At 74.3% G+C, this 12,112-nt stretch carries 8 protein-coding genes; 3 read left to right on the top strand and 5 right to left on the bottom strand.

Annotated features, from left to right (window positions below; translation table 11 throughout):
* The first annotated feature begins 203 nt into the window (after positions 1–203).
* Together ACZ619_RS43300 and ACZ619_RS43305 are read left to right on the top strand one after the other, a co-directional pair.
* Positions 204–908, top strand: a complete 705-nt coding sequence (locus ACZ619_RS43300) for a hypothetical protein (protein WP_469611458.1) — start codon at positions 204–206, stop codon at positions 906–908.
* 142 nt (positions 909–1,050) lie between these two features.
* Positions 1,051–4,164 carry an ATP-binding protein gene (locus ACZ619_RS43305; protein ID WP_469611459.1) on the top strand — a complete coding sequence of 1,038 codons (3,114 nt, stop codon included), beginning with the start codon at positions 1,051–1,053 and terminating at the stop codon, positions 4,162–4,164.
* A 222-nt stretch (positions 4,165–4,386) separates the two neighbouring features.
* Here the strand turns inward: ACZ619_RS43305 and ACZ619_RS43310 are convergent, their stop codons facing one another.
* The 4 genes from ACZ619_RS43310 to ACZ619_RS43325 form a co-directional block, all read right to left on the bottom strand.
* Positions 4,387–6,792 carry a hypothetical protein gene (locus ACZ619_RS43310; protein WP_469611461.1) on the bottom strand — a complete coding sequence of 802 codons (2,406 nt, stop codon included), beginning with the start codon at positions 6,790–6,792 and terminating at the stop codon, positions 4,387–4,389.
* 155 nt (positions 6,793–6,947) lie between these two features.
* Positions 6,948–7,808, bottom strand: a complete 861-nt coding sequence (locus tag ACZ619_RS43315; protein ID WP_469611463.1) for an endo alpha-1,4 polygalactosaminidase — start codon at positions 7,806–7,808, stop codon at positions 6,948–6,950.
* Between the two features lie 250 nt (positions 7,809–8,058).
* On the bottom strand, positions 8,059–9,600 hold the full coding sequence (locus ACZ619_RS43320; RefSeq protein WP_469611472.1) for a sensor histidine kinase: 1,542 nt from the start codon (positions 9,598–9,600) through the stop codon (positions 8,059–8,061).
* Positions 9,601–9,667: 67 nt separating this feature from the next.
* A complete protein-coding gene (locus ACZ619_RS43325; RefSeq protein WP_469611465.1) occupies positions 9,668–10,357 on the bottom strand; it encodes a response regulator transcription factor in 690 nt (229 codons plus the stop codon).
* A 149-nt stretch (positions 10,358–10,506) separates the two neighbouring features.
* On the opposite strand from ACZ619_RS43325, the gene ACZ619_RS43330 reads away from it, so the two are divergent.
* Positions 10,507–11,373, top strand: a complete 867-nt coding sequence (locus ACZ619_RS43330; RefSeq protein WP_469611467.1) for a PepSY domain-containing protein — start codon at positions 10,507–10,509, stop codon at positions 11,371–11,373.
* Positions 11,374–11,448: 75 nt separating this feature from the next.
* Here the strand turns inward: ACZ619_RS43330 and ACZ619_RS43335 are convergent, their stop codons facing one another.
* Positions 11,449–11,982 (bottom strand): hypothetical protein, encoded by a 534-nt coding sequence (locus tag ACZ619_RS43335; protein ID WP_469611469.1) that lies wholly within the window; start codon positions 11,980–11,982, stop codon positions 11,449–11,451.
* Positions 11,983–12,112: the final 130 nt, after the last annotated feature.

The raw sequence follows: 12,112 nt of genomic DNA on the forward strand, positions 1-12,112 counted from the left end.
CGGGCGCCGGACATCGGGTGCTGGTCCACGCACGTCGGTCCCCGGGTGCCGGGTCCCCGGGCCACGTGCGCCGGTGTCCCGGGCCTGCGGGTGGTGTCGGACGTCGTTTCTTCGGATCCGGATGTTCTTGCATAATGCACGGGAATCGTGGAGCGGCCGGCCGTGCGGCGAGGCCGCCGGTGGACGGAGGGAGGGCGCGGCGGATGGCACTCGTGCGCCGGGCGCGTCGGCGCCCGCCCTCCGCCGGACCCGGCCTCACGGCGCATCTGCGGAGCACGGTGTGGGGGCCCGCCGAGTTCGTCGGCCTGCCGCCCCGGTGGCTGGTCGCGGAAGGCATCCTCGCCGGGCTCCTCGGCGTCGTGTCCGTGGTCGGTACGACGCTCTACGGCGCCTGGACCGGCCGCCCCGCGCTCGCCGACGGCGAGGCCGGCTTGGTGTGCACGGCGGCCCTCGCGCTGTACCTGGTCTGCGTCGGCGCCGGACGCGCCCTGGTCGGCGTCGTCGCGTTGCTCGGCGTGGGCCTCGCCCTCCACGCCCCGCAGGCCGCCGCCGGCGCGGTGCTGGCCGAACGCGGACAGCTCCAGTCCGTGACGGTCACCTCGGTGGACGACGTCCTGACCGCACGCAACGGGCGGGGCCGGTACCTGTGCTCGGTGCGCGACGCCGACGGCATACCGCTCCAGGTCCGGATCTGGCGGGGCTGCGGACGGACGACCCGCCCCGGCGACGCGCTCGCGGTCGTCTACGACCCCCGGGGACTGGTGCCCCCGCGCGGCACGGAGGCCGGGGCGGGCCTGCCGGGATACGCCCGCGACCTGGCGCCGTGGGCCGCCGCCCTCTTCGCCGCAAGCCTGGTGGCCGTCGTCCGCTCGCACCGGCTCTCCGGCCACCCGGCCACGGAACACTGACACCCGCAACACCCGCACCGGGGCGGTCCGGGAGCGGGCAGACCCCGTCCCGGACAGCACCCGCAGAGCGCCGCGTCCGGTCCGGCCGGTCTTCCCGGCCGGTTCGGGGATCGACGCGTGTGCCGCGTGGTACGACCCCGGCATGGAATCGACTCCTACGTCCCAGCCCCACCGGAGCGCCCCGGGACCAGTGCCGCCGGTGGCGGACGGCGTCGGCGACGCGATCGCGCTGCGGTCACCCGAGTTCGTCGGCCGGGCGGTCGAACGACGCCTTCTGGAGGAGGCGTTGGCACGGCCCGCGACCAGACTGGTCGTCGTCGAGGGCGAGGCCGGTATCGGCAAGTCACGGTTCGTCAAGGAGACCGTCCAGGGCCCGCCACCCGGTCACACCGGGGTTCTGGTCCTGCGGTGCCCGCCGGTCGGCACGCCGTTCCCCCTCGGCACGCTCGTCGACGCGGTCGCACGCCTGTCACCCGCCGGAAGGCCGCAGGGACGGCTGGCCGGTGCCCTGCGGCCGCTGTTCCCCGAGTGGTCGGACCACCTTCCCGGGCCGTTGCCGCCGATGGAGAACGCCGCGATGGAGCGGCACCGCCTCTACCGGGCACTCGATGAACTGCTGCACACACTCGACGTCCACACCGTGGTCCTCGACGACGCGCACTGGGCGGACGAGACCACACACGAGTTCCTGCTCCATCTGGCCGCCGTCGAGACCCGGTTCCCGGTACGGGTCGTCGAGACCTGGCGGAGCGAGGAACGCCCGCCGTCCGGACTCACCGCGCGCATCACCCGCATCGCGTCCGGCGGCACCGGCCGCGTGATCCGGCTCGGCCCCCTCGACCTGGCCGACACGGAGAGGTTCGTCGCGTCGATGCTGCCCCGCTCCGCTGTCGCCCCGAGCGTCGCCGGCCTGCTGCACCGCCGCTCCCAAGGCGTCCCGCTGCTGCTGGAGGACCTCGTCCAGACCCTGCACGACCAGGCACGGACCGACCCGGACGAGGACCACTGGAGCCCGGCGCGCATCGCCTCGGCAGGACCACCCGCCGGCCTGCGCGAGTCGGTCACGGCACGCACCGACGGCGTCGGCCCCGCCGCCCGGCTCACGGCCCGGGCCCTCGCCGTCCTGTCCGAGCCCGCTCCCGTCGGCCTCCTCGCGGCGGTGGCCGGACTCGGCCGTCACACCGGCGCCGCCGCCGTCGACGAACTCGTCGCCGAGCACCTGCTGACCGTGGCGGGCGACGGACTCGTCGCCTTCCGGCACGTCCTGGTCCTCGACGCGGTCGCGCAGGGGATCCCGCCGGGCGAACGCTCCTGGCTCCACGCACGCGCCGCCGCCGCGCTGGGCGCGTTACCGGCCCCGCCGGTCGTCCGGCTGGCCCGGCATATGAAACTGTCCGGGGACACCCCGGGCTGGGCCCGGTACGCGGAACGCGTCGCCGACCTGGCGCTGGGCCGCGCCGACGACCTCACCGCGGCCGACGTCCTGCTCGAACTCGTGGCCACCACGGTCCAGCCTCCCGCCGACCTGGCCCGGATCGTGGCGAAGATCCCGTTCGCGGTGTACCGCAGCGCCGACCAGTACCGTGCCGTCGAGGACGTACTCCGGTCCGCCGCGGACGATCCCTCGCTGTCGCCGCTGGACCGGGGAGGGCTGCGCTGGCAGCTGGCCCGCATCCTGATCTTCGCGGACCGGATGAGCGAGGCGGCCGAGGAGAACGAGGCGGCGATCCCGCTCCTGGCGGCCGAACCGCAGGTCGTCGGACAGGCCATGATCAGCCTCGTTCACCTGTCCTGGCCGAGATGGTCCCCGGCCACCCGCGCCGACTGGCTGGGCCGGGCCGCGCGCCTCCTCCACGGCCGCGACCCGTCGACCGAGGTGCGCCTCGTCTCCAACGTCGCCGTCGTGCTGCTGCGCTTCGGATCCGCCGACGGGTGGGCGCTGGCCGCCCGGATTCCGCTGCGCGACGTCGACGTCCGGGACCGGCTGAACGTGGCGCGCGGCCTCGCCAACATCGCCCACTGCGCGCTGCTGTGGGGCCGCGACGGCACCGCGCGCGAGACCCTGTCCGCCGCGCTGGAGCTGGCCCGCACCTACGACTACCCGCACCTGTCCGTCGGCCTTGAGGCCATGGACCTGCACATCGACTACCTGACGGGTTCCTGGCACGGGCTGCGCGAGCGGACGGCGACGTTCACCTCCGCCGACCGGGGAGTGGCGGGCCAGCGGCTGGAGGCCGAGATCGTCGGGGCCCGGCTCCTGGTCGCGGCCGGTGAGTACGCGCGGGCGGCGCGAGGGCTGCGGGCCCTGCTCGGGCATCCCGCCAGCCGTCTCGGCCCGGAACTGGTGATGGAGGCGTCGGCGGCCCTGGCCGAGATCGCGGTCGAGGAGGACCGGCCGGACGACGCCCTCGCCGTCACCGAGGGGCCGTTCTCGACGATCGCGCGGACCGGGGTGTGGCTGTGGGGCGTCGACCTGGTGCCGGTCCGGGTCCGCGCCCTGCTCCTCGCGGGGCGGACCGAGGACGCCCGTACCGTGGTCGCCGAGATGGCCGCCGGGGTGGCGGGCTCCGGCGCCGCCGCTGCCGAGGCGGCGCTGCTGAGCTGCCGCGGGCTGCTGGCCCATGACGAGGGCGACCTGGCGCAGGCCCGTGGATTCCACCGGCGGGCCGCCGCGGAGTGGCGCCGGCTGCCCCGCCGCCACTACGAACTCCGTGCGCGCGAGGCGGCTGCCGTCTGCCTGCTCGCCGGGCGGCCGGCCGACGCGGCCGAGGAGCTGGGCGGGGTCCTGCGGGGGTACGGCCGGCTGGGGGCGGTCGCCGACGGCGACCGGGTGGTCCGGCTGCTGCGGACGGCGGGCGTCGAGGCACGGCGCCCGGGTGGCCGCGGCGGCAGACGCGGGTACGGCGCGGACCTGTCGCCGCGCGAGCGCGAGGTGATCCGCCGGGTCGCGGCCGGCGACAGCGACGCGGTCATCGCCGCCACGCTCTTCAAGTCGCTCAACACCGTCCGCTCCCAGGTGAAGTCGGCCAAGCGCAAGCTCGGCGTCAGCACCCGCGCGGAGCTGGCCCAGGCCGCGACCGAACTGCCCCGAGAACCGGACGAGAGGAGACCGAGCCGCGCCGACGACAAGACACCGGCCGGACCCGGCCCTGGCTCCGACCCTGGCTCCGGCCCTGGCTCCGGACCCGGTCCCGGTCCCGGTCCCGACGCCGAGACACCGGAGCGTCCCGACGGCGGGCGAGGACCCCGGGCCTGAGACCCAGACACTGAGAACCCCTGGCCTGAGGACCCAGAGCCTGAGGATCCAGAGCCTGAGGACCCCGGACCCCGGACCCCGAGAACCCCGGGCTCTCGTGAGCGCGGGGTCCTCGGACCGGCCGAAGCCGTCGAAGTTGTCAGAACTATCGGAACCGTCGCAAGCTGTCGGAGCTGTAGGCACCGTCAGCACCTTGGGAACCGTCGGAAGCTGTCGGCTTCGTCAGAACGCGTCGACGCCCGCGGGTGCGCCCAGACCGGTCGCGCCGTCGTAGCCGCGGCCCGCCGCGCACAGGTAGAGGGCCGAGCAGGTTCCGTCCGCGCCCTGCGTCACGTCGTACAGCGAGCCCTTGGGCGCCTTGTAGAGGTGCCGCGCCGGGTTGCCCGCGGTGTGCCCGGTGCGGCCGTAGATCCCGGCGATGAGGGGCGCCGAGACGCTGGTGCCGCCGACGACCGACCATCCCCCCAGCCCGTAGGAGTCGTAGACGGCGACGCCGGTCTCCGGATCAGCGACCGCCGAGACGTCGGCGACCGTACGGTTCGCGCAGCCGGAGTCCCTCTGCCAGGCCGGCTTGCTGACGAACCGTGCGCAGCCGCTGCCCGCGCCCTCCCACGCGGTCTCCGAGGCCCGGGTGCCGTCGGCGTTCACGGTCAGCGAGGTCCCGCCGACCGCGACGACGCTGTCGAAGGCCGCCGGGTAGGAGATGCCGTAGCCCGAGTCACCGCTGCTGACCGTGATCGCGACACCGGGGTGGGTGTAGTACGCGCGCTGCGCGTAGAGGACGTCCTCGGACTCGTCGCCTCCGTAGGAGTTGGAGACGACCTTCGCACCGAGGGCGACCGCCGTGTTGACCGCGGTCCCCAGGTCGTCGAAGGTCGGCGAGTTCGCGCCGACGTAGAGGATCTTGCACTTCGGGCAGGCGGCGGAGACCATCTCCAGGTCGAGCATCTCCTCCACGCCCCAGTTCGCGTTGGCGGAGGGAAGGGCGGATCCGCCGTCCTGGCCGACCTGGGTGAAGTCGGCGGGCCCGAGGCCGAACTGGCTCCGGTAGGCGTTGAGCGACTCCTCCGCGTCAGGGTTGGCGTAGGCGTCCACGACGGCGACGGTCGTCGTCTGCGACGCGCCCGTGAGCCCGTACGCCGCCTGCAACTGGGCCGGTGACAGCCCGTCCTCGTAGTCGGCCGTGGTCAGCGGGTGCAGGGACGCGTTGGTGAGGATCTTCACGTCGCAGCTGACCTTGCCGGTCGCCTTGTCGCCGCAGACCGACGCCTCTTCGTGGGAGGTGCCCACGATGGCATGGCCCTTGCCGGTCTCCGTCACCCGCTGGGCGGCCTTGACGTCCACCGGCCCGTGGGCGGTCTTCGCGTGCCGGCTGTTGGTGATCCGGGACGGGGTCCGGGTGCCGGAGGGGGCGAGGAAGCCGGACGGACCGGCCGTGTCGTAGAGGTAGCCGGCGCCCGCCGGGTAGTCGTCCGACACGTACGGCGCGCCGAGCAGGGCCGTACGGCCGTCGGCGGACAGGGAGACGGAGGAACCGGCGCCGGCGAGCACCATCCACCCGGCGTACTCGGAGGGCACCAGCATCGCCTTCGAGCGGAAGCCCGATCCGGACCGTTCGAAGACCTCGGCCGCACCTTGCAGTTCGTTGCGGGCCGGGAGCCCGACGATCAGTTCGGAGCCGTCGTACGACGCCGACACCGACAGCGCGTCACTGGCGTAGTCGGACTTCTGGCTGGGCTGGAGCGTGCCGGCATCCGTCCACGAACCGGCCTGCAACCGGTAGGTGTAGGCGACGCCGTGGTCGTGGTAGGGCGCGCCGGATATGAGCACCTTCCCGTCGCCGGACAGCGCGATGCTGTTGCCGAACCGCTCCTTCGACACCCCGTCGGAGCGGGTGAGTTCGGCGGTCTCGGCCCAGGCGCCGTCCTGCCGGGCGAAGGTGTACACCGCGCCGTCGTACTTGGCCACGCCCTTGGCCCCGACGGCCAGTGCGGCTCCGTCCGACGACAGTGAGATCGCCGAACCGAACAGGTCCCGCTCCTTGGAGCCGTCGGCGGCGACCTCGGTGGGGTCCGACCAGCCGTCGCCGTCCTTGGTGTAGACGAAGACCGCGCCGCGCAGATCGTTCCGGAACGGGTCGGCCACGGCGATCGTCGACCCGTCACCGGAGATCGTGACGGAGTCGCCGAGGTCGTCGACCTTGAGGCCGGGAGCGGTGAGCGTCGCGCCCAACTGCCAGCCGTCCGCGTCCGTCAGCGTGAACACGTACGCCCGGCCACCGCTCTGGAACGGTGCGCCGGCGACCACCGTGCGGCCGTCGGCCGATATGGCCACCGAGAACCCGGCGTCCCCGTAGGTGGTCCCGGGAACGGTCAGGACGGTCGGCGCGGCCCAGCCCTGATCCGTCTTGTCGTAGATGTAGACCGCGCCCTGGTAGTGGTTCGCGGCGGGCGCGCCCATCACGGCCCGGCGGCCGTCCGCGGACAGCGCAGACGCGTAGCCGATCGTCGTGCCGAGGTCCGCGTCGGCGGTCAGCGTGCCGCGGAAGTCGCCTCTCGCGGTCGCGGCGGCCTGGGCCACACCGGCGGTGTCGGCGAATCCCAGGAACGTCACCGTGGCGGCCGCCACGGCCAGGCAACTCCTGAGACGCCCCAGTCCCTTCTCCATCATCAGCCCTTTCGTCGGGGGTGTCCCCACAGGCTGACGTGGAGTACGACCACCGGGATACGGGTGACGTGGGTGAATGAACCGACCCCGGGGGGTGAATTAACCTACGAGAGACGTCAGTTGCCGTCGCAGGTCTCGCGTACGTAGCCGTCGTGGCCGGCCGGGGTGACGTCGAGGTCGCGGCGCACGACGCTGACCCGGTCGCCCCAGCCCGCACAGGCCCTCTTCATGCCCTTCGTGGTGTACTCTATGACGATCACGTGGTCGCCGAACGCGTCGACGTACGCACCGCATTCGTCGTACTGCCCGCACTCCTCGACCACCGCGAAGTCGAGACCGACCCGCTTGCGGTCCTCGGCAAGTTCGAGGGTGTTCTTCTGGGCGATGGCGAGGTGCCGGGCGTGCGCATGGCGGGCGAGCAGGGTCTGGAACGCCTCGGCGTCGGCGGCGGTCAGCAGGCCGTGCGGGGCCCGGGTGTAGCTGTCGTAGTTGTCCGGCTCGACGGCGTCGAATCCCTTGTCGGCGCACGCGTCGATCCAGCCGTCCACCTTCTCGGCGATCCGCGCGCGCTTGCCCGGGGTGCTGATGTCGAGCATCGCCTCGCCCCAGTCCTCGTCCATGACGACCTTCCCGGAGCTGTCGCGCAGCAGCAGGTCGGCGTCCCATTCGTCCTCCGCGTCGGGCTGGGCCTGGAACGCGTTGACGTAGCAGATGTTGTAGAGGCCGGGGGCGGGTGCGGCCGTGTGGTCGCGGGAGACCACCGAGACGCCCTTCGGCGGGGTGTAGGCGCCGCCGAGCTGGTAGTCGACGCCGGCGTGGACGGGCGGGGTGGACACCTTCGCCGCCGGGGTCTTCGAGGAGGAGGTGCCCGCGTCCGCGGCGGTGCCGGAGCAGCCGGCGGCGGCGAGGGAGGCCGCGGCGAGGACGGCGGCGAGGGGCACGGTGGCGCGGCGGGAGCCGGCCCGGGACTTACGCATGACGGTCTGCCTCTGGACGAGAGGGCATGCCCCGCCTCGGACGCGCGTGGTCCTGGCGACTGGGGCCGGACTGAGGGCTCGTGGGCCCGTGTTACCGGCTGGGAATGCCACGGTCGTGCGGACCGTGATGGTGCTCGCCGGCCCGACGCCGTGACGATACCAAAGCCGTCGCGACCGATTTGTGCCGCCCCCGGCCGCGACCGGAACACGGAGCAGGGGTGCGGAGCAGGGGCACGGAACGGGGGTGCGGTCAGGTGTGGTCGCCGCCGGTGGGGAGCGGTGCGCGCGGCAGGGTGACCAGGAAGGCCGCGCCGCCCGACGGGGCCTCGGAGACGGTGAGTTCCCCGCCGTGGTTGCGCACGACGTCCCGCGCGATGGCCAGGCCGAGGCCGGCCCCGCCGTCGTCGCGGCTGCGCGCCTCGTCGAGGCGGACGAAGCGTTCGAAGACCCGGGGACGGTCGGCCGGTGCGATGCCGTGGCCGTCGTCGGCGACGGTCAGCACGACGTCGTCGCCCGCGCGGACCAGGGTCACGGCGATCGCGGTGGCGGTGTGCCGCTGGGCGTTGTCCAGGAGATTGCCCAGGACACGGGCCAGTTGGCCACGGCTGCCCCGGATCCGCGGCACGTCCTCGTCGGCCCGTACGCCGGGAGCCACCCGGTCCGACGGGGCGCGCCGGGCGACCTCCTCCCGTACCAGCGCGGTCAGGTCGAGGAGGGCGTCGGCGCGTTGCTCGCCCGCGTCGAGCCGGGCGAGCAGCAACAGGTCGGCGGCCAGGTGCTGGAGGCGTACGACGTCGTGGTGGAGGTCCCCGGTGTCCAGGAGCCCGGGGTGCTGGTCGGCGACCTCGATCTGGGTGCGCAACGAGGCGATGGGGCTGCGGAGTTCGTGGGAGGCGTCGGCGACGAAGCGGTGCTGGCGCTCGACGGACTCCTCCAGCGCGGCGAGCGTCTGGTTGGTGGTGCGGGCGAGACGGGCGATCTCGTCGCGGGAGCGGGGCACGGGGACCCGTCGGGTCAGGTCGCCGCTGCCGGTGATCGCGGCCATCTCGGCCCGGATGCCCTCCACCGGGCGCAGGGCGCGCCGGGTGACCAGCCAGGTCACGCCGGCCACGACGAGGAGCAGGAACGGCAGGGCGCCGAGCATGGCGCGGGAGACCTGGTCGAGGGTGGCCTGTTCGTCCGCGAGCGAGGTGCCGGCGTAGACGGTGTAGGTGCGGCCGTCGTACGTCGTTCCCTGGACGGCGGCGAAGCCGTAGTCGTGGACGCGGCCGCCGAACCGAACGGCGAGCGTCTCGCGGTCCACGTCGGTGCCCACCTTGCCGCGGGGCGGCGCGCTGTGGCCGCTGTCGTCGCTCCCGCTGTCGTCGTCCTCGCCGCTCCTCCCGGTCGTCTCGCCTCCTCCGTGCCCCCTGCCCCGGCCGCCGCGCCGGCCGCCGCCGTGATCGTCGCCGCTGTCGTCGTCATCGTCGGCCGAGGCGCCGGAGGCCGCAGGGGCAGGGGAGAGCGCGGAGTCGGTGGCGGTGGCGGTGGCGCTCGGTGTGCCGGTCGGGGCGGGGGCGAAGTCCGTGAGCGCGGCGCGGCCGTGCAGCGCGTCGCCGGCGGCGAGCACCTGGCCGCCGGAGTCGACGACCTGCACCAGCCGGTCCCGGTCGTCGGGCAGGTCCAGGGCGGTGAAGTCCCCGGTGAGCGCCGCCTGGGCACCGGCCACCGTACGGGCGGTGACCTCGGACTCCAGGGCCGCCCGGTCGGTGAGGTTGTGGCGCAGTACGGCGATCACGGCGACGCCGGTCACGACGAGGGCGACGGAGACGACCAGGGTCGCGGCGAGCGCGGCGCGGGCGCGGACGGAGGCGAGCGGCCTAGGCAACGGGGCCGCCGTCGGTCTCCAGGCGGTAACCGGCGCCCCGTACCGTCGTGATGGTGCGCCGGCCGAAGGGCGCGTCGAGCTTGCGGCGCAGGGCGCTGACGTGGACCTCGACGACATTGGGGTCGCCGTCGTAGGCGAAGTCCCAGACGTGGGCGAGGATGTCGGCCTTGGGCACCACCTGTCCGGCGCGCAGGGCGAGATGCTCCAGGACCGCGAACTCCCGTGCGGTCAGGGCGATGTCGGTGCCCGCCCGCTCGACGCGGCGGGCCTGCTGGTCGACGGCCAGGTCGCCGAAGCGCAGGACGGGGCCGGCGCCCGTGCGGTTGCGGCGGCGCAACAGGGCGCGGATGCGGGCCTGGAGGACGACGTAGGAGAAGGGCTTGGTGAGGTAGTCGTCGGCGCCCGTGTCCAGGCCCTCCGCCTCGTCGTACTCGCCGTCCTTCGCGGTGAGCACCAGGATCGGCGTCTCGTCGCCCGCCGCCCTCAACCGGGCGCAGATCCGGTACCCGTTGAGGCCGGGCAGCATGATGTCGAGCACGATCAGGTCGTAGTTCCGTTCCTGCGCCAGGTGCAGACCGTCGATCCCGTCGTGGGCCACGTCCACGGCGAACCCCTCCGCGGACAGACCGCGGGCGAGGGCGGCGGCGAGGCGTCTTTCGTCCTCCACGATCAACAGGCGCATGCCCACAGGGTCGCAGACCGTTCCTGAAGGGGTCTTCAGGAAGCTTCAGCGTGGCTTCAGGGTCGCTCCCGCAGGGTGGTCGACGTCGGGCCGGCCGCGCTCCCTCGGGGCACGGCGCCGGCCTCAACCGAGGGAAAGGACCACGCATCATGAACGCTTCCCAGGGCTCTTCGACCGGTCGTCGGCGCACCGTGGCGGCCGTGCTCGCGGCCACCGCGGTGCTCGGCGGCGTGGGTGCCGTCACGGCGGTGGCCGTCGCCGACGACACCTCCCGGACCCGCCACCACGGCGGGGCGGACGACGCCCCGTCCGCCTCCCCCCACCGCGCCGCCACGGGCACGGTGATCACCCTCGCGCGGGCCGCCGACGCGGGGGCGGCGGCGCTGCCGGGCTCGGGCTCGGGCACGGTCACCGCCGTCGAACTCGACGAGCACCGAGGCCGGACCGTCTGGAAGGTGGAGACCGTCGCCGCCGGGGGAGCCCGGTACGAGGTGACGGTGAACGCCGCCGACGGCACGGTCACCGGCAGCAGGCCGGACGGACACGACGTCCGTGGCGAGGCCGCTCTCGCGCGGTCCGCCCGCACGGGTCTGGCCGCGGCGGTACGGACGGCGCTGGCCCGCGTCCCGGGCTCGGCCACGTCCGTCGAGGTCGACGACGCCGGGGGCCGGTCGGCCGCCTGGCAGGTGGGGATCGCGGGCGCGGACGGGACCGGCCACGAGGTGACGGTCGCCACCGCCTCCGGAGAGATCACCGCCGTAGGCGCCGCCGACGACGCCCACCACCACCGCCACCACTCCGCCGACGGCACCGACGACGACGGTGGCCGCCACGGCACCGACGACAGCCCGACGGCCCGGAGCGCGGACGACGACGACACGTCGGGCCACCGCAGGCACGACGGATCGGACGACGCGTCGGACGACGGCGCGGGTCATGGCCGTGGCCGGGGCTCCGACGACGGGTCCGGCCACGGACACGGCCGTGGACACGGCCGCGGATCGGACGACGCGTAGAGAGACGGTCGCGCGCCGGACGGCCGGTTCCCCTGTCCAGGTCCCGTGCACGGCCACGACGGGCTCACGGCGGGCTCACGGCGCCGCGGGCCCGCCGTAAGGGCCCGCGGCAGGCGGTCCGCCGAGTTCGTGGAGCCGCTCGTCCAGGCTCGTGCCGAACCGGCTCCGGTAGACGCCGTGCACGAGGGCGGTGGGGGACTGGTACCCCCGGTGGGCGGCGTCCGCGACCTCGGTGTCCCACGGGGTGACCGCACCGGCGGGCGCCGCCCCGGAGCCAAGGAAGTCCCGTGCCACATCGTCTAGTTGGCGCTCTCCTGTCGCCAACGGCCGCCAGAACGCCCGCCCCTGGCCGACCACCCACACGCACAGATCCTCGGTGTCGTCCTCGGACCAGCCCACACCGTCGACCTGGACGCCGTCCGCGAAGTCGGCCAGGGCGTCCATGGCGTTCTCGTAGGACCAGGCGTACGCCTCCAGGACCTCGCGCGGCTGGACCTCCAGCCAGGACTCCAGCGCCGCCAGCCGGGGCCGCGCCGCGTCCAGCACCTCCCAGAACCAGTCCGCGACGCCGTCCTGCCCCACCCCGGAACCACCGGGTCCGGCCGCCATCCGCTACACCGCCTGACTGGTTCCGGCCGTCTGTGCTCCGCGGATGCGGGTGAGTACGCGGGTGCGGAGGTCGGTGAAGCGGGTGTCGGCGCGGGTGGTGATCTGGTCGCGTGCGGTGCCGAGGTCGATG

The organism is Streptomyces sp. NPDC104367, from assembly GCF_055583825.1.

Coding starts and splice junctions, on each gene's coding strand:
- ACZ619_RS43325 (WP_469611465.1), bottom strand. CDS start 10,357: ATGCGCCTGTTGATCGTGGAGGACGAAAGACGCCTCGCCGCCGCCCTC.
- ACZ619_RS43335 (WP_469611469.1), bottom strand. CDS start 11,982: ATGGCGGCCGGACCCGGTGGTTCCGGGGTGGGGCAGGACGGCGTCGCG.
- ACZ619_RS43300 (WP_469611458.1), top strand. CDS start 204: ATGGCACTCGTGCGCCGGGCGCGTCGGCGCCCGCCCTCCGCCGGACCC.
- ACZ619_RS43305 (WP_469611459.1), top strand. CDS start 1,051: ATGGAATCGACTCCTACGTCCCAGCCCCACCGGAGCGCCCCGGGACCA.
- ACZ619_RS43315 (WP_469611463.1), bottom strand. CDS start 7,808: ATGCGTAAGTCCCGGGCCGGCTCCCGCCGCGCCACCGTGCCCCTCGCC.
- ACZ619_RS43330 (WP_469611467.1), top strand. CDS start 10,507: ATGAACGCTTCCCAGGGCTCTTCGACCGGTCGTCGGCGCACCGTGGCG.